At 68.5% G+C, this 20,983-nt stretch carries 17 protein-coding genes and 2 pseudogenes; 3 read left to right on the top strand and 16 right to left on the bottom strand.

The genetic code is table 11. The features are described 5' to 3' along the window. Positions 1–23: 23 nt before the first annotated feature. The 14 genes and pseudogenes from fxsT to SSP29_RS15960 form a co-directional block, all read right to left on the bottom strand. Entirely contained in the window at positions 24–4,031 is a 4,008-nt protein-coding gene (gene fxsT, locus SSP29_RS16020) for an FxSxx-COOH system tetratricopeptide repeat protein (RefSeq protein ID WP_089101302.1), read from the bottom strand. Next, positions 4,021–5,295 (bottom strand): TIR-like protein FxsC, encoded by a 1,275-nt coding sequence (locus SSP29_RS16015; RefSeq protein WP_089101301.1) that lies wholly within the window; start codon positions 5,293–5,295, stop codon positions 4,021–4,023. The genes fxsT and SSP29_RS16015 overlap by 11 nt, the downstream gene beginning before the upstream one ends. Positions 5,296–5,615: 320 nt before the next feature. Next, positions 5,616–6,833: an FxsB family cyclophane-forming radical SAM/SPASM peptide maturase gene (locus tag SSP29_RS16010; protein WP_275539759.1), complete on the bottom strand. Its 1,218-nt coding sequence runs from the start codon at positions 6,831–6,833 to the stop codon at positions 5,616–5,618. Next, entirely contained in the window at positions 6,830–7,012 is a 183-nt protein-coding gene (locus SSP29_RS59735) for an FXSXX-COOH protein (protein ID WP_245883107.1), read from the bottom strand. The genes SSP29_RS16010 and SSP29_RS59735 overlap by 4 nt, the downstream gene beginning before the upstream one ends. Before the next feature lie 149 nt (positions 7,013–7,161). After that, complete coding sequence (locus SSP29_RS16005) at positions 7,162–7,935, bottom strand: AAC(3) family N-acetyltransferase (RefSeq protein WP_150134269.1); 774 nt, start codon at positions 7,933–7,935, stop codon at positions 7,162–7,164. Positions 7,936–8,170: 235 nt separating this feature from the next. Next, positions 8,171–8,365 (bottom strand): annotated as a pseudogene (locus SSP29_RS16000) (hypothetical protein); the annotation flags it as partial. A 90-nt stretch (positions 8,366–8,455) separates the two neighbouring features. Then, positions 8,456–9,064 (bottom strand): NUDIX hydrolase, encoded by a 609-nt coding sequence (locus SSP29_RS15995; protein WP_089101636.1) that lies wholly within the window; start codon positions 9,062–9,064, stop codon positions 8,456–8,458. A gap of 62 nt (positions 9,065–9,126) precedes the next feature. Beyond that, on the bottom strand, positions 9,127–9,600 hold the full coding sequence (locus tag SSP29_RS15990) for a hypothetical protein (RefSeq protein ID WP_089101299.1): 474 nt from the start codon (positions 9,598–9,600) through the stop codon (positions 9,127–9,129). 6 nt (positions 9,601–9,606) lie between these two features. Beyond that, positions 9,607–10,146: a hypothetical protein gene (locus SSP29_RS15985; protein WP_089101298.1), complete on the bottom strand. Its 540-nt coding sequence runs from the start codon at positions 10,144–10,146 to the stop codon at positions 9,607–9,609. A 126-nt stretch (positions 10,147–10,272) separates the two neighbouring features. Next, on the bottom strand, positions 10,273–10,848 hold the full coding sequence (locus SSP29_RS15980; RefSeq protein WP_089101297.1) for a DUF6262 family protein: 576 nt from the start codon (positions 10,846–10,848) through the stop codon (positions 10,273–10,275). Continuing rightward, positions 10,845–12,800, bottom strand: a complete 1,956-nt coding sequence (locus SSP29_RS15975; RefSeq protein WP_245883106.1) for a tyrosine-type recombinase/integrase — start codon at positions 12,798–12,800, stop codon at positions 10,845–10,847. The genes SSP29_RS15980 and SSP29_RS15975 overlap by 4 nt, the downstream gene beginning before the upstream one ends. A 581-nt stretch (positions 12,801–13,381) precedes the next feature. Further along, the gene (locus SSP29_RS15970) at positions 13,382–14,539 is read right to left on the bottom strand and encodes a tyrosine-type recombinase/integrase (RefSeq protein ID WP_174855965.1); all 1,158 of its coding nucleotides are present in this window, start codon (positions 14,537–14,539) and stop codon (positions 13,382–13,384) included. Positions 14,540–14,651: 112 nt separating this feature from the next. Then, positions 14,652–14,873 (bottom strand): annotated as a pseudogene (locus SSP29_RS15965) (MazG-like family protein); the annotation flags it as partial. Positions 14,874–14,902: 29 nt separating this feature from the next. After that, positions 14,903–15,448 carry a DoxX family protein gene (locus SSP29_RS15960; protein ID WP_089101296.1) on the bottom strand — a complete coding sequence of 182 codons (546 nt, stop codon included), beginning with the start codon at positions 15,446–15,448 and terminating at the stop codon, positions 14,903–14,905. Between the two features lie 124 nt (positions 15,449–15,572). Between SSP29_RS15960 and SSP29_RS15955 the strand changes: the two genes are divergently transcribed. Then, on the top strand, positions 15,573–15,899 hold the full coding sequence (locus tag SSP29_RS15955; RefSeq protein ID WP_089101295.1) for a hypothetical protein: 327 nt from the start codon (positions 15,573–15,575) through the stop codon (positions 15,897–15,899). 58 nt (positions 15,900–15,957) lie between these two features. After that, complete coding sequence (locus SSP29_RS15950) at positions 15,958–16,944, top strand: aldo/keto reductase (RefSeq protein WP_089101294.1); 987 nt, start codon at positions 15,958–15,960, stop codon at positions 16,942–16,944. Positions 16,945–16,971: 27 nt separating this feature from the next. Here SSP29_RS15950 and SSP29_RS15945 read toward each other — a convergent pair whose 3' ends face one another. Together SSP29_RS15945 and SSP29_RS15940 are read right to left on the bottom strand one after the other, a co-directional pair. After that, on the bottom strand, positions 16,972–17,772 hold the full coding sequence (locus SSP29_RS15945) for an ABC transporter ATP-binding protein (RefSeq protein WP_150134261.1): 801 nt from the start codon (positions 17,770–17,772) through the stop codon (positions 16,972–16,974). A gap of 86 nt (positions 17,773–17,858) precedes the next feature. Next, positions 17,859–19,322 (bottom strand): ABC transporter permease, encoded by a 1,464-nt coding sequence (locus tag SSP29_RS15940; protein WP_089101293.1) that lies wholly within the window; start codon positions 19,320–19,322, stop codon positions 17,859–17,861. A 200-nt stretch (positions 19,323–19,522) separates the two neighbouring features. Between SSP29_RS15940 and SSP29_RS15935 the strand changes: the two genes are divergently transcribed. Beyond that, positions 19,523–20,755 (top strand): D-alanyl-D-alanine carboxypeptidase family protein, encoded by a 1,233-nt coding sequence (locus SSP29_RS15935; protein WP_089101292.1) that lies wholly within the window; start codon positions 19,523–19,525, stop codon positions 20,753–20,755. Positions 20,756–20,983 lie beyond the last annotated feature (228 nt).

Below are 20,983 nucleotides of genomic sequence, written 5' to 3'. Positions count from 1 at the left end.
CCCTCCTCATCCCGCACCTCCGGTCAGGTGACGGGCGGCTCGATGTCCGCGTCGATGGGCCGCCACGCGGTGACCGACCGGGTCATGGGGTGTTCGCCGCCGAGTTCCCTGCTCTCCCGTGCCCGCTGTTCGGCTGCGTCGTGCAGTTGCTCCGCCTCGTCCGGCTGGACCTGACGGAGCAGCACGGCGAGGTTCGAGGCCCCGGCGATCGTCAGATAGTGGTCGGCGCCGAGTACCTCCCTCAGGCCTTCGTACGCTCCGCGAGCCATCGCGACGGCCTCCCGGCGGCGGTCGTTCTCCGACAGGTCCGTCGCGTGGTTCAGCATGCAGGTGAGGGTGTACGGGTGCTCGGGGCGCAGCAGGCGCCGCAAGCGGTCGAGGGTCTGCTCCGACCGCCGGAGCGCCTCCTCCCGCTCACCTGTGAGGCGCAGCAGGATCGCCAGGTTGGTGGCGCTGGTGAGGGTGAACACGTGGTCCTCGCCGAACCGTCGCTCGTAGCGGTCGAAGGTGTCCTTGGCGAGGTTCCGCCCGTCGACGGCATCGCCCCGGTCGTACCGGTCGGAGCACAGGTTCGTCGCGACGGCCAGGGTGTCGGGGTGCTCGTCACCGAGCACTTTCCGGCACTGCTCGTACGTTTCGTTGGTCAGTGTGTAGGCCTTCTGGAAGTCGCCGAGGCGGCGGTACAGAATGGCCGCCCCGAGCGAGGCCCGGAACGTGACCAGGTGATCGTCGCCGAGCGCGCGCCGGCTGCGTTCCAGGGTGTCCTCGATGAGTGCCAGTGCCTCGTGGAACTCTCCCGCGGCGCGCAGGTCGCGCGCGTAGTTCGTGGCCGAGTTGAGGGTGGAGCGCTGGTCCAGGCCGTAGATCTCCTGGAACTGCTTGAGGACGTCCTGGTTGATGGTGCGCGCGGCCCTCCGGTTGCCGAAGAGGAACTCGGACACGGCGAGGTTGTTGGCCGCCGACAGCGCCCGCGGATGGGACTCGGTGTACACCCGGCGTGCCCGCTCAAGTGTCTCCCGGTCGCTCTCCATGGCTTCCTGGTAGCGCCCGGCACCGCGCAGGTCGGCGCCCAGACTCATGGCCGCGTTGAGGGTGTACGGGTGCTCCTCGCCGAGGACTCGGAGTCCGCGCTCGTAGGCGTCGCGGGTCACTTCGAACGCCTCGGCCAGCCGGCCCTGGTCACGCAGGGCGTTGCCGAGTTCGGTACGCAGCTGGAGCACCAGCTCGTCGTCGTCCCCGAACAGCTCGGTCCAGGTGCGCAGTACGCGCTCGGCCGTCTGGTCGGCCGTCGCGGCGTCGCCGCTGCGCCACAGATAGCGGACCGTGTCGCAGATCCACTGCCGTACCTCGGTGTCGTCGCTCTTCTCGGCCTGGGTGGGCCGCAGGTGAGGCAACAGCGCCGCGTACTGGGGCCAGAGGTCGGGGTTCTCCGGGTCGTTGGGGTTGCCCTCGCCGAGGACGGAGTGGACGCGCTTGTGCATCTCACTCTGTTCCTCGGTACTGAGCTGATCCCTCAGGACCCGCTGGACCAGCCGGTGCAGGGTGAGGGTGTTGGTGCGCTCGTCGATCTGCGCGAGCCCGTTGCGCTTGATCTCCCCGTACAGCCTGCCCATCATGAGCCGGTTGGACAGGCTCGGATCGTCGCGCTGAAGCAACCTACGGGAGATCTTGTTCTCGAGCAGGCTCTGCGGGATGGGATCCGGTCCGAAGAACGCGCACAGCTGCAGGAGCGCGGCGGCCGCGGGCATCCGCTCCCGCAACTGGTTGAGCGAGAGCAGCCAGGTGGCCGCTGCGGGAGTCGGGTATTCGGGCGCAGGCTGGCTGCGCAGGATGTCGGTCATCTGGCTACGAAGCATCTCCACGTAGGTGTCCACGGGCAGGGCCGACTGCTGGAGCGAGGCCGCGGCGAGGCTGACGGCGAGGGGGAAGTCCCCGAGTTCCTCCGCCACCCGGTCCGCCTCCGCCCGCGTCAGCCGGGCGTTGTAACGGCGGAGCAGATCCACGCTCTCGTCTCGGCTGAAGAGGTCGACCTCAAGGCGCTCCGCGCGTTCGTCCCACCCGGGGTTGCGGGAGGTGATGAGGACATGCCGACCCGGTCCGCTGTCGGGAAGCAGCTCGTTCAGATCGCCGGGGTTCTCGGCGTTGTCGTAGACGAGGAGCCACCGGGATTGAGGAGGATTGCCCTGACGCAGCCTGTTCAGCACGTCGCTGCATATCGCGCGCAGGTCCTTGCCGCTGGTGGCCAGCCCGAGATCCTCGGCCAGGGCGCTGAGGTCCTGTCGGATCTGCTGGCCTTCCGAGGCGTTGATCCACCAGACCACGTCATAGTCAGATGCGAACCTATGTGCGTATTCCAGGGCGAGTTGCGTCTTTCCGACACCGCCCAGTCCGTAGAGGGCCTGGGGCAGCACGGCGGTGGCACCGCCCGAGAGCAGGCTGTCCCGCAGCCGTTCGATCAGCTCCCGACGGCCCGTGAACACGGCGTTGCGCTGGGGCAGCCGGGACACTTTCGGAGGAGTGCCCGGGAGCCTGGTGGACGGGACCACGCTCGCCGCGATGCGCCCGGCACCGCCTCCGGACTGCTGGTCCCGGTCGGCGGTGGTCAGCAAACGAATCACGGCCTCCTCGGGGGAGACCCCGACGAGACTGACGGCGAGGGAGGTGGTGGAGAACTCCGTCGGCAGCGAGGAGTCGTCGACACGCACCGGGATGACCATGCCGTTCTCGCCGTTCGGATCCCTGCGGCTGACGCGCTGCCAGATGTCCCGGGCCTGTTTCAGCTTCGTGTAGCGCGGGGAGAGCAGCGCGACGAGGCGCGCCTCGCCGGCGAGGGTGCGCTCCACGCCGGCCAGTGCCGTGGAGGCGGGCGAGACATCCGTGGCCTCGACCGGTGCGAGCTTCGCCTCGAAGCCCGCCGCCCGGAGCGCTGCCGCGGCCCAGTCCGCCCACAGACGGTCCGGGGCGGCGTAGCTGATGTAGAAGTCCTTGCGGCTGGTGGGCGAGTTGCGTTCGTACTCCCGTCGCAGCCGCTGACGGTAGGTCTCGGACATGTTGCCCAGCCGGGTCACCCGGTTGTCGGTGAGCCGGGCGGTGAGCCGTTCGAAGGCGGCGAGCAGCGTGCCGTCCTGGCGGCGTTCCCCGACGGTGGCGGGGATCTCCTCGTAGGCGTAGCTGGCCTTGTACGGGATCTCGACGCTGTTCCAGTAGACGTCGCGCTCGTCCTCGGGCATCCAGTCCAGGTACTGGGCGAACAGACTGCGGGCCTGGTAGCGCCCGGCCTCCAGGCGGTCGCGGCCGGCGTCCTCGACGCGCATGGGCACCGGCACGATGCGGATGTCGCGCTGGGGGTTGGACTGCTGGCGGATCGACTTCGCCACCTGGACGGCGCCGTTGACACCCTGCCGGCTCAGGGTGAAGCAGTCGACCACGATGTCGGGCAGCACCACCGTGCAGATGCCCGCCGTGTCGCTGAAACCGGTCCTGCTGTCGATCAGCACGTAGTCATAACGCGCCGCGAGTTCCTCACGCAACGCGGTCAGCAGGTTGTTGCCACCCACGCGGTAGAACATGCCCCAGTCGAAGGTACCGACCTTGACGGCGTACGTCGCCGGGTCCTGAGCGCCGGCCGGCAGCAGGTCGAGTTTCCCGCCGGGCGGAAGCCGCAGGTCCGTTCCCACGACGTACTCGTCGATCCGGGCATGCTGCCGGGATCCCGAGGCGTCGGGCGGTGGAGGTGCGAGTACCCCTCCGCTTTCGGCCCGGGGGCCCACGGTCTGCGCTGTCGCATTCCTGGTGAAGGTCTGGACCAACTCGATCACGCCTGAACTCTCGGTGAGTTCGGGGTCGGCGAGCAGCGGCCTCAGGTACGTGTGGAGTCCCGGCGCCTCCAGGTCCCAGTCCACCACGAGCACGCGCAGGCCGTTGCTGGCCAGGATCCAGGCGGTGTTGACCAGCGCCATCGTGCGCCCTGTGCCGCCCTTGAAGGAGTAGAAGGTGATGATGGTGCCCCGGCCGTGGTCATCATGGGTCATCGGTCCTGCTCCTTGCTCCGGCTCTCGAAGGTGTGGGGCGGATGGCGGGCACGACGTTCAGGATGGGCAAGGGCGCGGGGGCGGTCCGGTGCACCTCCTCTTCTCCCAGGAAAGAGAAAAGGTGGTTGCTCGCCTTGGCAACGACCGCATGGAGGAGACCGTCGAAATCGTCTGATAAAGCACCCAGCTGGACCAACGGCAAGGGCTCGCCGGCGCCGCTCGCCCAGTTCAGCGGGAACGCACCGCGTACCGTCTCCCAATAGGCCTTGCTCTGTGACGATTCACCTGCCTCGTCCGCTCCGCACGGGACGATGACGACACTGCCGGGATGGTTCTCCCGGTCGTATGCCCGAAGGGCGTTTCGATACGTCTCGTCAGCCGCGGCCCATGCCTCCACCAGGAGGATCGCGACCTGTCCCTGCGCGCGTGCCCGTTCGAGGTGCTGACCGAGCAGGTCCGAGACCGTCTCGGTCCGCACGGTCAAGCCGCTCTGTTCCAGAAGGTGCTTCGCATGCGCGACCAGCGGTTCCTCGTGCTCGGCGTGGAACGGATTCCAGTCGGCGGGGCTGTCGCCGTGGCACGGGCACCGGGGGTCCGCCGAGTGGGGATGCGCTGTCGCGGCGGTCCGTGCGGCCACCAGCAGCACGGCGTGGCTGCCCGGTGCCGCGAGGTCGGACGCCGAGGGGAACGGGCCCGCGGCTTCCGGCGCCTTGAGATCGAGACCGTTCGCCACGGGGATGCGGAAGTGTTCCGCCGCGATCAGCACCTGCTGTGCGAGGAGCTTGACGATCCGCCGGTACTCGCCGCCCGGATCCATGACGAGAAGGCGTCTCAGCCCCGACCGGGCGTAATCCTCGCCGAAGTCGATGTTCTCGTACTGTATGTGGTCGGCGCCGGCGGGCACGGCCGGTACGGGCTCCCACAGCACCGGGATGAGCGCTCGCGCGTCCACTCCCGTCACCTCGCGCAGGGTGCGCTGCCGGTCCTCGAACGCCTTCCACTCCCTGCCGCAGAAGTCGCTGCGGAAGTAGTCGGGGGTGTACAGCGCCACCATGGTGCGGCAGTGACCGACGGCATCGCTCAGGCTGGCGTTCCAGTCCTGGCCGACCTGGAGGGACAGGACGTCGAGGTAAGGCCGTCCGAAGGGTTCGCCGGTTTTTGCGCGCAAGTCGCGCAGTTCGGTGCAAAGATCGTCGTAAAACCGCTTGATCAGGACCCGGGGGCCCCGCCTGCGCGCATAGCTCAGGAAGAAATACGGTTCCAATGAGTCCCTGACCTGCAGCTTCCACGGGGTTCACGTGGTGAAGCGGGTCACACTGCGCGCCTTGGAGGGTGTCCGGCGCCGGCGGAAGTGAGCACGAAACAATGGACCTCCACACCTCATCACCCCCCAACCGGTACCCCTCAGTCCTTGCCGTGATAGAGCAGTGCCGAGACAGCAGACAATACCCCCCTTGCTCCGTGCGGAACCCTGGTCGGCAGGGTCCGAGTTCATATGCACTATCCCCATCCCGAAGGCGTTCAACTCTCCTTGCTCTGTTGAGTACTTCTTCGACGGGGAGCGCGTGTCGGCCCGTGCCCGGCTCACAGGGGGCGCACCAGACTCTCGTTCATGCGGCGACGCATGTGGGCGATCAGGGCGGCCAGATCCGCGCAGTAGACCGAGGGGTTGGCGAATCCGGTCGCCGGATGATGGCGGTGGGAGTACAGGCCGCCCCCGCAGACGGTGGTGAACGCGCAGTCCCGGCAGACCTGTCCGAGGCCGTGCGCGCCCGACTGCCGTCGGCGCATGGTGTCCGTCGACAGGGCTTCGGAGAAGGAGTTCCGGAAGACGTCGAGTCCGGTGGCCGGAGCGCCGGGTGCCACGACCTTGAGGGAGTCGGAGTCCTCCAGGGTCCCGTCGGACTCCACGACCACGAGATCATGCGGCGTCAGCCCGAACGCCTCCGCGTTCACGGGGTCCCCGAACAGACCGGACATGAGTTCCTCGAACATGCGCACCGACGTCTCCCGTCGTGGTGCGTCGAACCAGCGGTCGAAGACGGGGATCAGCCACTGGGCGTACGGGATCCGCTCATGTCGTCCCTCGGGGTCCGGCGGATGGCGCGGAGGTGCCGTCCGGTCCTCCAGACCGGGCGGCGGATGCCGCCAAGTTCCGTGCGGCAGAAGGAAGTCGACGCGCGGTGGGGCGAAGTCGAGGAGTGCCTCGTAGGTTTCGACGGGATCGTTGGCCAGATCCACGACACACAGAAGCCCGACGAACAGGTCGCGGTATCCGGGGCGGCCGAGAAGTCCCAGCGCCGCGGCGACCTGTGCATGGCTGGGGCGGCCGTCCGCGAACCGGCGGTGCCGGTCGTGTGCCGCGGGCGGACCGTCGAGGCTCACCGTCACCTCGACCCGGTGATCGAGCAGCAGCTCCAGGACGCCCGGGGTGAGGAGCGTCCCGTTGGTCTGGAGCGAACAGTGGAAGCGGGTCACCGGGTCGAGGCGTTCGCGGAGGACGGCGAGCAGTTCGGAGAGGTGTTTCCTGCCCACCAGCAGCGGTTCTCCGCCGTGCAGGATGACCCGCACGGAGGGCAGCCGGTGCTCCAGCGCATGCTCGACGATGCGGTCCGCGGCCCGCCGCACGGTGTCCAGGCTCATGACGACGGGCTGTTCCCGCCAGCTCTGGTCGGCGGCGAAGTACACGTAGCAGTAGTCGCAGGACAGGTTGCACCGGCTGTGGATCTTCAACAGGAACTGGCGTAAGGGAACACCCGATGGACCCCCCGGTCCGGCGGGCCCGAGCTCCCGCCCGGTCACAGCGCGCTGTTGAAGACGACGTAGGCCGTTACCTGCGGACTGTCCGGTTTCTGAAGGTGGCGCTGTAGGGCGAGGCCGAACGCCGTGTTCGTGCCGGCCAGTGCCGCCAGCCGATCGGGCGAGAGCCCTTTGACTTTCACCAGGCATGCATTGCGGCTGCTTTGCTGAGGCGCATCCATCGGTTGTTGCTCCCCCTGACCCTGAGCGTCTGAGTGGTGCCGAGTGCCGAGATGTCGCACCGATACGTTCCATGTCCATGCTCTGTCAGAGCTCTTCGCGCGTCCACCAGACCGTTGGGCCGACCGAAGAAAGATGCCTTGATCCTGTGTCAGGCGATTTCCGTGCGAAATCTGGACATCTGTAGCACCGCGTTGTCGACGGCATCACGCATCCGCAACAGTACGACCGGCCTGCCGGCCCAGTCCCCTTCCGCCAGGAGCCCCTTCGGCAGCCGCGCCCCGATCGCGGCGAAGTCCCCGTCGTCCAGCACGAGATCCTCGTACGACGTCCAGTTGCCCACGGTCCCGGTGACGCACCGGTAGACCCGTGTGGGCAGGGGCGGCCGGACCCGGTATTCGGCCAGGTGGAACACGGTGCACGCGTCGAACCCCGCGCGCAGCAGCAGCACTTGGGCGTCCGCCTCGTACAGTGCGGCGAGCGGGGACTCCTCGCCCAGATGGCAGTGCGGGTGGTGCCGGGCGAGCAACTCCGCCGCGCGGGGCCCCAGTCCCGCGAGCGAGGACTGCGGGTGCGTGCTGCGCCGGGCGCCCGGCGTGGTCCGTATGGTCTCGGCCAGCGCTCCCATGGCCGGGCACGGCGTCTCGTCCGGTACGAAGGGCGGCATCTTCGCCCGGAACTCGCGTATCTCCTCCTCGGACCACCCCTCGACGAGCGTCCGGTGCGCGCGCGAGGTGTCGGAGTTCTCCGGGGTGAAGGCGGGGGTGACGAGCGTGCCGTCCGGGCCGACCGCGGCCAGCAGCGCGTCCCGGACCTCGGACGGGCCCAGTCCGGTGCCGCTCAGGGAGGCATGGACCATCAGGACACCGCCGCGGCGGACACCCAGCGAGACCAGAAGCCGGGTCAGGCTCTCGGCATCGGACATGGCCTTCCTCCTTGCGGGGCACGGCGGCTTCGGGGCGCCGCGGCAGGTCCGCCCCGCCACCCCTGACGGTGCGCCGATCACGTGCGGCCCGCAGGCGGAACCCGGCTCGGTGCGTGAGGACCATAACCCCCTTCGGGGTGTGCCTCGTAGCCGGAGGGCGTGGTGGCGGCGAGGAGGGCCGGTCGGACCGTCCCGTCCGCCGCGACCGGGACCGTCTGCCCTGCCCCCGACCGGTTCAGGCAGGCCGGCTCCCGTCCGGATCCTCGCGGTCCGCCGTCCGGGCGGTGGCGGCCGGTCCCAGTGAGCGTTCCGTCACTCCGGCCAGATGCCGTCCGAACACCCCCGCCGGGTCCGGCGTCAGCGTCCGCAGCGCCACCAGCGCCGTGATCACCACGTCGCACAGCTCGCCCTGTACGTCCTCCCAGGTGTTATCTGGGGTTGCCTGCCTATACATACTGGTCAGGGCTCATTATGACTGTCAGTCACGTGAGGCACGTCTACTCCTGACGGCTGAAGGCCATCACCGCGTGCTCCCGTGCAGCGCCAGGAGGCTCATTAGCTTGCGAGTGAATCGGTGCATGTGGGGGTCGAGGGTGTCCTCTGGCGTGGCGAGGACCTGGTCCAGGGAGAGCCACTTGATCGCGTCGAACTCGGCTTCGTCGAAGGAAGTGACCTGGCTTGCCTCTGCCCGCAGGACATACCACAAGGACACGTCAGTGTGCTGCCCCTGGCCGCGAGTCCGTGTGACGGTGAGGAAGATCGGGCGGTCCCCGGTGATCGAGGCGGGTACGGCTTCGATGCGCAGCTCTTCGCGGCATTCACGACGGACCGTGTGCCACGGATCCTCTGTCGGCTCGACGTGGCCGCCGCTGGGAAGCCACAAGCCGGCCTTGCGGTGGGCAACGAGTAGGAGCTCCTCGCGCGTCTCATCGAGCACGACGAAGTAGCTGACCAGGTGCTTCGCGGGGGTGGCGGGCTTCAGCGTCCTGTAGAGAGGCGCTCCGCTGGTGATCCACTCTGCTGTTGCAGCTAGGTGTGACTGCTCCTGATCGTCCCAGGGCTTGATGCCGCTGAGCACCTGCATCAGCTGGGCGCGGAGTAGTTGGTCGGGGGCGTGTGAGGATTCCATGGTGACCACGGGCACATGATGGCAGGGGAGCCACAACCTCTCGCGGGTCAAGTCGGCCAGCGCTAGCGGACGGGGCCCTGCTCGTCGAAGAAGAAGTCAGGCGTTCCACAGAACAGGTCAGTGGTCACCGGTCCGTAGGCGATATTGAAGGTGTCCAGCCAGTAGGACCAGTCCCGGATCCCCAGTGCGCTGCTGAAGCGGTAGTTCAGCTGCCAACGGACCCACTGCCCGGGAACAAGTCGCACGGCCGGCAGGCGTCGTCGCCGCGGCGGCAGGGCAAACAAAGGCTGCACTCGCGGGAAGACCCGCAGGCGTCCTTCGGCTTCGCGGAGTTGGACATCGACCTTACCCAGGTCCTCAAGAGCGTCATGAGGCTGAAAACCGTCCTCCTCACGCATGCGCACCACGTGCGCCAGCGACCTCGATGCATGTGGAAGAGGGAACCCGATCGGGGCGGCATTCCTGCGCGCGGCGCTCTCACCTCCCCGAGACTCCTTGGTCCACGATGTCCGTACCCACTGCACGGTGATCTCCACGCCGTCTCACTCCCCGTTCAGCTCGTCGAGGATCTCGCCGTAGTAGCGGCGCCGCTGGCTCAGTGTCTGGGCGACCTCCTCGTCTGTGACCTGGGAGATCTTCCCGAGGTGCTCCAACAGGTTGTCCCGCTGGGGATGGTCAGAGCCTTTGACGTACTCCGTGGTGATGGACACTCCGGCGGCGAGCAGCAGGTGGTGAGGAAGGCCGCACCAGGTGTCGAAGCTCCGGCAGACGGCTTCCCACAGGAGCCAGACGTCCTCGACGTGGCGTTCCCCGGCGATCCGCAGGGCGGCGAGTTCGATGCTGTGGCTGAATCCCCAGGAGTGCCCATGCCACCGCATCTCCTGAAGCAACAGGAACCGGGCGAAATTCCCGTCGTCCTGACAAGGATCCCGGACCAGGGCTTCGAGGACCTGCTGCCTGTCCTCCCAGCGGGCGTCTATGGGCAGCCCATCCTCAGTATGCTGCCCGTCGAACTCCAGAAGTTCCCATCGCTCGGGGTCCCCGCGCCACCAGGCCAGGTCGGGTATCGCGGGACGGCTCATTTGGCGTGTCTTCCGTGCGGGGGAGGGGGCGTCGTTGCATGTGCGCGATCAGCGTCGGCAGTGGCGACCCCAGCTTCGCACGGCTGCTGCTGGTCTTGGGCCGCCTGCGAGCCACCTGAGGGGCGATCACGTTGAGTCGCGGTTCTGGTCGCGCATCATGTTCCGTAGGGCCGTCCGGGCGGCCGCCAGGTCGTCCTGTGCCTCGGCCAAATCGTCCTGCAGGCTGTCTCGGTCCGCTTCGGCTCGGGCCAACTTCGCGGCCAGCTGTTGGTTGGCGACGGTCAGCTCCTGAACACGGGCGACCAGGTCCTTGGCCGAGACAGCGTCGACCCGTTCGCCGAGGCTGCGCTGCACGGCTGCCCTGAGCCGGTCACGTTCCTCGGTGAGTGCCCGGACCTGGGCACGCGCGAACTCAAGGTCGGTTGCCAGGCTCGCGGCGCTGGCCGCCGCCCCTTCCTTGCGCTGCCGAGTTACGCCGACCGCCTGGCCCGCGCGAGCGGCTTCGATGTGCTCGCGGACCCCCCCGGCGTAGACAAGCCAGTTTGAGACGCCAGCCCGCTTGGCGACTGCGAGGAACGTGATCGGGTCGCCATCGGCTTTCATCATGTCCACCACGGCGAGCACCTTGGCCCTCTTCTCCCGGCTGGCCTTCTGCCGGGATTCAAGGAGCACCTGAGCTGGCGTACGCGGCTCCTTCGTCATGCGACTACCTCCGGAGGGCCGAATGCGGGCATGCCCAGGCTCACAGCACCCGAGGCCCCAGCACGGAGCTTTCGTAGAACCTTGCTGGCCTCTTCGACCTCGTGTCGTATCTCATCGGGCATCGAAGCCAGTTTCTCCTTCTGATTCTCACGGACGCCCTGGAACGCGGTGATCTGGTCGTCCAGGTTCCGGATGACGAACTCGGCTGCTCCCGCGGCGGCAGCGACCTCACGGTCCGCTTTCAATGCACGGATGTGCTCCTCAACGGCGGGCAGGTAGGAGGGATCGGGGCGGTAGGAGCCGCAGCCAGCGCATTGGAACCGGATGGGGCACGCTTTCCCGCCGGCCTTCACGTTGGTGGGTTCGATGCAGTTCCCGAACGCCACTGCCACCGACCGCATCTCGTAAGCTGTGTTCGATCTCATCGGAGCAGGATTGCCGAAGCGGTCGGTGGTCAGGCTCTTGATGGTGTTGATGGCCTCCCGCTTCATCTTGATGCTCACCTTGTAGTAAGCCGCGGTGGTGTCAGCGGACTTGTGATCCATCAGATCCTGGAGGACGTGTTGCGACATACCGGCGTCGGCGTATCGCTGGCAGAAGGTGTGGCGGAAGGCGTACGGGTAAATCAGCGATCGGTCGAAAGGCAATGGTGTGCCGTCCGGGCCGAGTTCTTCGGAGTGGATCTCCGGGATTGAATCGGCCCATGTCCGGATGGCGGCACCGATGTTCCCGGTGGTCAGGTGACCGGTGGCGGCGTTGTCGGTGATCGCCGGGAACAGGAAGGGGAGGGCACGAGAAGGCAGGTCGAGTCGCTCTCGGACCGATGTCCACTCTTTCACCGCGCTGACGGTGTCGCTGTCCAGGGGGAGGCGTCGCCGGAGCCTACCTGCCTTGGTGTTGTCCCAGATCAGCTGGTACTCACCGCCGTCGTACTCCAGGCAGCCCAGGCCGAGAGCGCCGATCTCGTTGGGACGGCGTCCGGTGTCTCTCAGCAGCACGTAGACCGTGCGGAACATGGCCCGGATGCAGCCGGTCGGCATGCTGCCGTAGGTCATCCCCACACCGATGAGGTCGAGGTGCTTGTCGAGCTGAGCGACGACCGACTCGGGGACGGCCTTGCCGATGTTGTCCTCATCAACTTTGTCCCGCTTGATGCGGTGCTCGTTCGTATGGAGAACGAACCGAGGAGAGAGATCATCAAGGACTCCTTCGCTTCGGCCGAATTCCAGGAGCTCCGTGAAGAGCTTCAGTAGCCGGGCCCGGGAGTCGTTGCTGCGTGGCTTCCCGTCTCTGCGAACGGACACCCTGAACTCGTTGACGACTGCCGTCATGTCCGCGAAACCCAGTCCGGCTGGGTCGGAACCAGCACGCCGGGTAGCGAGGGCCTGAGCGGCGATCGAGCAGGCCAGGAGCCGGTCACGAAGAGACGAGGACCCCGGACTCGTCGTGCGAGCCCAGTGCATTGCTACTTCCCTTAGCCAGGGCTGGAGGATGGGGGTGAAGTCGATCTCGCCCTCACGCACGCGAAACCCGGTCCGCGTGCGTGCCGGTAGAGGGGTGTCGAGCGCCCGCAGGTCCCACACCGGTTTGGCGGTCTCGTCGATACCGCGGTACGCGTCGAGGCCCCTGGTGATGTCCCGCTTGACCTCCTTGATCAGAGACTGAGTCGCCGTGCATGTGGTGTCGGAAGGGCCAGGCGTGGCGCCAACCGCGAGAGCCACAGAGGGGATGCCGGTGAACAGCTTGACGATCTTCCTGACCTGAGTCGGGCGGAGAACCTGGCCACGTGCGTCCCTCTTCTGGAGGGCGTAAAGCAGCTCAAGGCGCGTCGTCTCCTCAAGAGGAACGAGGCTGAACTCGTTCTGGAGGAGGAACGGCACCCGGGTCTCGGTCCACCTGGCCAGGTCCTCGCTGCTGTCCCGGCCGCTCTCGCGGGCGTACGCCGCCCACAAGTTGCGGTGCGCATAGCAGAGGTGCGTCGGAAGGCTCTCCTCGCTTCGGCACCCTCGGACCGCGCACAGAGGCAGCCCGGGGAACGGCTCTTGTGCGGTTGCCCATGCCTCACGCTCAGCCGCGTAACGGCTGATCCTGGCATCGTGGCCGTAAGTCCTGCGTACATGGCTGCGCCAGACCGAGTAGTGGCTGTGGCAGAGCTGCCCTTTGATCCTGTCGCGTCGGCAAGCGGGGACAACGCACCGCTCAGGCCTGGCGTGGAACCTCCGGTTGCGTCGCGGGACAAAAGTCTGGTCGAACTCTGTTTCCGTCAGTTTGGACGCGCGGTAATCGATGTTGCAGCTTCCGCAGTACGTCGGCCCCTCGGTCGGGGAGCCGCAGAGAGGATGGCGGCAGCGTCGAGATCCAGTGAGCGAGTTGTCCGGGTCTCCGACGAACAGCAGATCATGAGGGTGCCATTCACCGGGCCTCCAGTTCATATTGACGGCGTCCCGAAGCCAGGCGTTCCAGGACCGAAGCAGGTGATCATCAGTCGGCAGAGCCGCGACGCCCACGTTCCTCGCCAGGTTGGCCCTGCCGTTCACCGCTGCGCGGCCCTTCGCATCTCCGAGACCGCCGTCACAGCGTCCCGCTTTTCCTGGTCACTGGCGTGCAGGTAGATCTCCATCGACTGCTCGCTGACATGACCGAGCAAGTTCTGTACCACGTGGCGCTGCTTGCCCTGGCGAATCCACCGGGTCGCAGCCGAGTGCCGGAACATGTGCGGCCGGGTGGCGAAGCCCACCCGTTTGGCAAGCCGCGCGAACAGGTCGTACGTGGCTTGGTACTTCATCGGCGAGCCCAAGGGCGCACGGAACAGGTTGACGAACGTCATGTCGCAGGACGCGGCCTCGGATACGGCCTCCCGTTCCCACTCGTAGTCGGCGTAGAGTCCGACCAGGTCGTCACTGACGGGGACCGATCGGGGCTGCCGTGACTTGGCCAGGGCTCCGTTGGAGTTCTGGCGACGGCGCACATGGATGTGAGGGCCGACCGTGGGACACCCGAGCGTCGTCGAGTTCGACAGCAAGTGCATGTCCTCCCGCCGCAGGCCCAGGGCTTCCCCGATACGCACACCCGTTTCTGCCAGGAGTGTCACCAGGAACCGGTCTCGAGCGTGGCACGTGAGGTCGATGATGCGGAGGATCTGCTCGTCGGTCAGGTACTCGTAGCCGGAGACCGCGACTTTGAACTTCAGCTTCCGTGCACGGACAATGCGGTACTGATCGTCCTCACCGGTGTTGTAACCGGCCGGCATGTGGTGGAGAAGCCTCGGCTCGGTCAGCAGGGCGATCAAGTCTGCGGTGACCCACCCGTGCAGGGAGCAGTGCCTGAGGAACTGGCACGAGGTGGTCATGATCGCGTTCGCGGTCTTCTTACTGCGGTGCCGGGGCCCGGCAAGCACCCTCTGACTCCTGGCCGGCAGGGGTTCGTCAACCAGCCAGTGCAGGAACTGAGCAAGCTGCACGACGGTGGGTGCCGACCAGCAGATGCCGAACTCCGCACAGTAGGACAGATACAGCGCCACCCGTCCCGCGTAGCTGCGCAAGGTATTGACGGATGCGTCCTCCTGGGAGGCCAGGGCGGTCAGGTACGAAGTCGCCTCAGGGTGGATCTCGTAGTCCCTGCTGATGACGATCCACGTCGTTGCCCCGTCAGCGGGCCTGATGGCTTTCTCGGCCCGGTAGGCGCGGGGCACGGAAGAGAGTCCGGCTAACGTCACTGAAGTCCCCCAAGATAGTTGTCTGTCACGTAGAGAACGCGCAAACGTCACTTAGGTAACTGAACTTCAGGACCTACTAGAGATAACAGGTGTGGCTGTTGCCCTTGCGGGGGTTCTGGCCGGTCGCTCCGATCACCGCCTGGGCGACCTCGCCGACCTCCTCCGTGAGCTTGAGCATGCGCAGCACGAGGCCGGTCTCGCCGCCGTGCTTCCGGTCGGCGTCCAGCCAGGTCCAGAGGTCCTCGACGGAGCTCCACAGGTCCGGGGCGTCCGTGGCCTCCGCAGGCGGTGTCGTCCGCTGTTCCGTCATGGCCGAGAGCCTGCCACCCCGCCCGGCCGCTAATCCTCGAACAGCGCCTCCTGCTTCCCCTCCTCGGCCCGCTGCACCCGCCGGTTCCGTGCGCCGATCACCGCCGCCGTCACCGCCGCCGTCACACCCAGCGCCGCCGGGACCATCCAGCCCCGGTCGAAGAGGTGCCCGAACGCGTGGTCCAGGGACAGCCGGCCGGGGCCCGCGACGGCCAGGCCCGAGGCGGCCAGGGCCAGGGTCGCCGCGTACTCGTACCCGCCCTCCTGGGCGAAGAAGCCGTTCGGCATGTGCAGGGCGGTCGCGCCCGCCATCGCCCCGGCCGCCGCGGCCCCCGCCGCCGGGGTCGCCAGGCCCAGCGCCAGCAGCGTCCCGCCGCCCGCCTCCGCCAGCCCCGCCGCCAGCGCGCTCTGCGTCCCGGGCGCGTACCCGACCGACTCCATGAACTTGCCCGTCCCCTCGATCCCGCCCCCGCCGAACCAGCCGAACAGCTTCTGCGCGCCGTGCGCCGCCAGCACCCCGCCGGTCCCCAGCCGGAGCAGCAGCAGGCCCATGTCACGTCGGTCGTAGCAGGTCACGAGGGCTCCCGTCGGCGACAGCGGATCACGAAGGTCTCCACCGTCGCACCCGGCACACCCGGTCGGCCCCTCCTCGCCGCCGTTCGGGTGGCGGGCCCCCGGTGCCGATGTGAGGCTGACTGACATGACGATCAAGACTGCCAAGCTCAGCGACCCCGCCGTCCGGGCCTTCGTCACCGCCGTCAACGCCAGCGACCGTGACAGCTTCCGCAGGCTCCTCACCGAGGACGCGACCATGGCGGACGACGGCTCCGACCGGAACCTCGACGACTGGATCGACCGGGAGATCTTCTCCTCCAACGGCCACCTCGACGTCGACAACGAGTCCAACGGCGGCCGCTCCCTGCTCGCCCACTACCGCAACGACACCTGGGGCGAGATGGTCACCCGCTGGGACTTCACGGTCGAGGACGACGGCCGCATCTCCCGCTTCGAGACCGGGGAGGCGTAGCAGCCCGCCCGGTAATTCCCTTGCCTTGGCGTGCACTTCAACTCCTAGCGTCTCGGTCATGGAAACCGACAGCACCACCAGGACCCTGGGACGTTCCGGCATCCGCGTCAGCGCGCTCGGCTTCGGCTGCTGGGCGATCGGAGGCGAGTGGCAGGACGCCACCGGCCAGCCGCTCGGCTGGGGCAAGGTCGACGACGAGGAGTCCGTACGGGCGGTCCAGCGCGCCCTCGACCTCGGCGTGACGTTCTTCGACACCGCCGACACCTACGGCGCCGGCCACAGCGAGCGCGTCCTCGGCCGAGCCCTCGGCAAGCGCCGGGACGACGTGGTCGTCGCCACCAAGTGGGGCAACGTCTTCGACGAGGGGAGCCGTACGCTCACCGGCAGCGACGACTCCCCGGCCCACGTCCGCCGCGCCCTCACCGCCTCCCTGCGCCGCCTGGGCGCCGACCACGTGGACCTCTACCAGCTCCACCTCTCCGACGCCGACCCGGCCCGAGCCGCCGAACTCCGCGACGTCTGCGAGGAGTTGGTCGGCGAGGGGCTGATCCGGGCCTACGGCTGGAGCACCGACGACCCCGCCCGCGCCGCCGTCTTCGCCGAGGGACCGCACTGCGCGGCCGTGCAGCACACCCTCAACGTGCTCCAGGATGCTCCGCAACTCATCGCGCTGGCCGAGAAGTCGGACCTCGCCGCCGTCAACCGCAGCCCGCTCGCCATGGGGTTGCTGGGCGGGCGGCGGGCGGGCGCCGCGGCCGGCGACATCCGCAGCAGGCCCCCGGCCTGGCTGCCCGGGTTCGGGGACGGCGACGGCGCCGATCCCGCGTGGGTCGAGCGGATCGAGGCCCTGCGCGATCTCCTCACTAGCGACGGCCGCACCCTCGCCCAGGGCGCCCTCGGCTGGATCTGGGCCCGCAGCCCGCGCACGGTCCCGATCCCCGGCTTCCGGTCCGTCGCGCAGGCCGAGCAGAACGCCGGCGCGATCGCGAAGGGGCCGCTCACCGCCGAGCAGATGGCCGAGATCGACCGTCTCCTCGGGCGGTGAGCGGCCCCGGCCGCCCACTGACCGCGGTCAGTAGCCCTGACCGCCGCCGTACTGCTGCTGCACGTACGGCTGCTGGCCCTGCGGACCGCCGTACGCCGCCGCCTGCTGCTGGCCGTGACCGGCCGCCGCCTGCTGCGCGTACCGCTGTCCGCCGCCCTGCTCGGTGAGGGCGATCTCGCCGGCCTTGATGGTGGCCAGGCGCGGGGCGCGGCGGGCGATGGAGGAGTCGTGGGTGACCATGATGAACGTCAGCCCGTACTCGTGCCACAGGCCCTCCAGCAGGGCCATGATGTCGTCGCGGGTGCCCTCGTCGAGGTTGCCGGTCGGCTCGTCGGCGAGCAGCACCTTCGGCTTCTTCACCAGCGCGCGGGCGATCGCGACGCGCTGCTGCTGGCCGCCGGACAGCTCGGAGGGGGCGTGCGTGAGGCGCTCGCCCAGGCCCACCGAGCGCAGGGCCTCCGCCGCCCGCTCGCGACGCTCCGCCGGCTTGATGCCGAGCGGGACGAGGGCCGTCTCGACGTTCTCCTGGGCGGTGAGCGTCGGGATGAGGTTGAACGACTGGAAGATGATGCCGATCTTCTCGGCGCGCAGCCGGGTCAGCTTGGTCTCGCTGATCCGGGCGAGGTCGACGCCGTCCAGTTCGACGCTGCCCTCGGTCGGGCGGTCCAGGCCGCCGATCATCTGGAGCAGGGTCGACTTGCCGCCGCCGGTCGGGCCCTGGATGACGAGCTGGTCGCCGTCCTCGATGGTCAGGTCGACGCCGCGCAGCGCCTCGACCGTCTCCTTGCCCCGCGTGTAGCGCTTGGTGACTCCGGTGAGTCTGTACATGGGTTCTCCACTGGCTGGTAAGGGGGTGGGGCGCCGCGTCCCGGGGGGAGTGGAAGCGGCGCCCCGGCTTCGAGGGGGGCGGGGAGTTACGAGACGCTGCGCAGGGCGTCGGCCGGGCGCATCCGGGAGGCGCGCCAGCCGCCCATCGCGCCGGCGATCAGACCGCCGGTGACCGCGAGGCCGACCGCGAGCGCGATGGTGGTCAGGGAGACGGGCGCGGACAGCGCGATCTCCAGGGTGTTCTGGGAGGCCTGCTGGCCGGGACCGCCGCCGCCCGGGCCGCCGCCCGCGCCACCGCCGGTGCTGCCCACCTGGGCGGTCAGCTTCGGGCTGATCGCGGTGACCGCGTAGGCCGCGCCCAGCCCGAGGGCGATGCCGAGGGCGCCGCCGATCAGGCCGTTGACCATGGACTCGCCGACGACCTGGCGGGTCACGTTGCGCGAGGGCCAGCCGAGCGCCTTCAGGGTGCCGAACTCACGCACCCGGCGGGACACTGCGGAGGAGGTCAGCAGGGCCGCCACCAGGAAGGCCGCGACCAGCACCGCGATGGACAGCCACTTGCCGACGCTGGTCGCCAGGCTGGAGGCGGTGGAGAGGGAACCGGAGACGGTGGACGCCAGGTCGGCGGAGGTGGTGACCGTCGTACCGGAGATGTTGGCGGTGATCTCCTTCTTCACGGCGGAGATCTGCTTGGAGTCGGTCGCCTTGACGTAGATCGTGGTGACCTGGTTCTTGGCGTCGCCGAGGGTCTGCGCGACCTTCAGCGGCACGAACACGTCGGTGTCGGACTCGCTGCTGTCCGGGGTCGCGATGCCGATGACCGTGAACTTGGTGCTGGAGATCTTGAAGGTCGAGCCGACCTTGTACTTCTTCTCCTTGGCGTACGACTTGCTGACCACCGCGACCTTGGCGCTGGTCTGCGCGGAGGTGAAGGTCTTGCCCGTGGTGATCTTCATGGTGGACAGCGGGCCGAGGCCCTGGTGGGCCACGTCGACGCCGGCCACGGAGTAGCTGTTGACGTTGAAGTTGGCGCCGCCGCCCTGGACCTGCGGCTGACCGGTGGCGGTGCCGCCGCCCGGCTGGCCCTGGCCGCCGCCGCTGGTGCTGCTGCTCCCGCTGGTGGAGGACTTCGCCTTGCCCTGGGTGAAGGAGCCGTCGACCTTGGTGACGTTGAGGGAGAGCGCTCCGACCGCGCTCTCCACGCCCGTCTGGTCGGCGACCTTGGTGACCAGGGACGACTTCAGGGCCTGACCGCCCTGGGTCTGCACCCGGTCCGAACTCTGGGTGGAGCTGCTGCTGGACTTGGCGTCGAACTTGAAGTTCGGACCGCCGGAGCTGCCCGAGGTCGGCGCGGTACGGGCCTTGGTGACCGTCATGTCGGTCCCGAGGCCGTACAGCGACTTGAGGACCTTGTCCTGCGCCTGGGTCATGCCGGCCGACACCGAGTTGACCGTGATGACCAGCGCGATACCGAGCGCCAGACCCAGAGCGATGACCAGGGCCGCCTTCTTTCTGCGGCCCAGCTCGCGCTTGAGATAGATGCCAAACATCCCGTTCCTCGAAGGTTCTTGGCGCCCGCTGTGGACGCGAGCTCAAGCTAGGGAGAAACCTTTGAGCAGCCCTGGGTAAAGGATGTGTCAGAGCTGAGAAACGGGGAGGTCTTAGCAAACTTTCATAAGACAGGAAATTCCTGGGCGGGCGAGGGGGTACTGCCAGGTAGCCCCGGTGGCCTGCGGTGTACGGTCCCGGGATGCGCGATTCCTCTCGGCTGACACGGCGTGCCGCCCTTGGACTGACGGCCGCCGCTCTTCCCCTGTCCGCGGCGGCTCCCGCCTCGGCCGCCACCGCCACGGCCGCCGCCACTGCCACGGCCGCCGCCGTCATAGGCGGCGAGCGGCTGGCCCGCGGCGGCATACAGGTGCGCGGTGCCACCGGCCTGCCGAAGAAGATCACCGCCCGCGCCTGGCTGCTCGCCGACTGCGACAGCGGTGAGGTGCTCGCCTCGTACAACGCGCACCGGCGGCTGGCGCCCGCCTCCACCCTGAAGATGCTCTTCGCGGACACCGTGCTGAAGAAGTTCGAGCGGACCGAGCGCTACCAGGTCAAGGACTCCGACATCTCCGACGTCCCGGCCGGCTCCAGCCTGGTCGGCATCAAGCCCGGCCTCACCTACACCGTCGAGCAGCTGTGGCAGGGCGTCTTCCTGCGCTCCGGCAACGATGCCGTGCACGTGCTCTCCCACATGAACGGCGGGATCGCGAAGACCGTCGCCGAGATGCAGGCCAAGGCGGCCGACCTGCAGGCCCTCGACACCCATGTGGTCAGCCCCGACGGCTTCGACCACCCCGGCCAGCTCTCGTCGGCGTACGACCTGACCCTCTTCGCCCGGCACGGGCTGAAGGACGACGACTTCCGCGGCTACTGCGGCACGCGGACCGCGAACTTCCCGGCCGGCGGCAAGAAGACCTTCCAGATCCAGAACACCGACCGCCTGCTCACCGGTGCCTGGGGGCTCGACGTCTACAAGGGCCTGTTCGGCGTGAAGAACGGCTACACCAGCCACGCCGGCAACACCTTCACCGGCGGTGCCACCCGGGACGGCCGCACCCTGCTGGTCACCGTGATGCACCCGGACCCCGGCACCAACGCCGTGTACGAGCAGACCGCCGCGCTGCTCGACTGGGGTTTCGGGAAGGGGGGTTCGGCGCGGCCGGTGGGCACGCTGGTCGATCCGCTGAGCGAGGGCGGGGCGAGCGCGAGCGCGTCGCCGTCGAAGGGCAAGGGGGCCGCGGGGGCGGCCGGTTCGGGGACGGCGGCGGCCGGTTCGGCGTCCTCCGGGACGTCGCCGTGGCCGCTCGCGGGCGGCGCGGCGGGAGCGCTCGCGCTGCTGGGTGCGGGGACGTGGGCGCTGCGCCGGCGACGGCGGGCGGCCGCTGCCGCTACCGCGGCTGTCCCCGACCCGGGTGACACACCGGCCGGTTGACGTCACGCGGCAGCCGCCCCACCCACCGGTGCGTACCCGCGGTCCCACGCGGGTCCACCCCCACCCGGTCCGGTGGAACGGCTGCCGCCTCCCCCCTCGGTGTGGTCGGCGGGCTGCGGAATGCCAGAGCCCCAACTGTGAAGTTCTGGTGGAGGAGAGTCGAGCATAGGCCCGTTACCGGCCGCAATACCGCGGACGTCTGAATTCCGGTTGTGCAGGTTGTGGATT

This window comes from Streptomyces hyaluromycini (genome assembly GCF_002217755.1).
GTDB classification, from domain to species: Bacteria; Actinomycetota; Actinomycetes; order Streptomycetales; family Streptomycetaceae; genus Streptomyces; species Streptomyces hyaluromycini.
Note: the sequence above shows the minus strand (reverse complement) of the source record. Positions and strands in the feature narration are given on the sequence as shown.

What these genes read in the sequence shown, in the direction of transcription:
- fxsT (WP_089101302.1), bottom strand. Translation starts at nt 4,031, where the DNA reads ATGACCCATGATGACCACGGCCGGGGCACCATCATCACCTTCTACTCC.
- SSP29_RS59735 (WP_245883107.1), bottom strand. Translation starts at nt 7,012, where the DNA reads ATGGATGCGCCTCAGCAAAGCAGCCGCAATGCATGCCTGGTGAAAGTC.
- SSP29_RS16005 (WP_150134269.1), bottom strand. Translation starts at nt 7,935, where the DNA reads ATGTCCGATGCCGAGAGCCTGACCCGGCTTCTGGTCTCGCTGGGTGTC.
- SSP29_RS15995 (WP_089101636.1), bottom strand. Translation starts at nt 9,064, where the DNA reads ATGGAATCCTCACACGCCCCCGACCAACTACTCCGCGCCCAGCTGATG.
- SSP29_RS15985 (WP_089101298.1), bottom strand. Translation starts at nt 10,146, where the DNA reads ATGAGCCGTCCCGCGATACCCGACCTGGCCTGGTGGCGCGGGGACCCC.
- SSP29_RS15980 (WP_089101297.1), bottom strand. Translation starts at nt 10,848, where the DNA reads ATGACGAAGGAGCCGCGTACGCCAGCTCAGGTGCTCCTTGAATCCCGG.
- SSP29_RS15955 (WP_089101295.1), top strand. Translation starts at nt 15,573, where the DNA reads ATGACGATCAAGACTGCCAAGCTCAGCGACCCCGCCGTCCGGGCCTTC.
- SSP29_RS15950 (WP_089101294.1), top strand. Translation starts at nt 15,958, where the DNA reads ATGGAAACCGACAGCACCACCAGGACCCTGGGACGTTCCGGCATCCGC.
- SSP29_RS15945 (WP_150134261.1), bottom strand. Translation starts at nt 17,772, where the DNA reads ATGTACAGACTCACCGGAGTCACCAAGCGCTACACGCGGGGCAAGGAG.
- SSP29_RS15940 (WP_089101293.1), bottom strand. Translation starts at nt 19,322, where the DNA reads ATGTTTGGCATCTATCTCAAGCGCGAGCTGGGCCGCAGAAAGAAGGCG.
- SSP29_RS15935 (WP_089101292.1), top strand. Translation starts at nt 19,523, where the DNA reads ATGCGCGATTCCTCTCGGCTGACACGGCGTGCCGCCCTTGGACTGACG.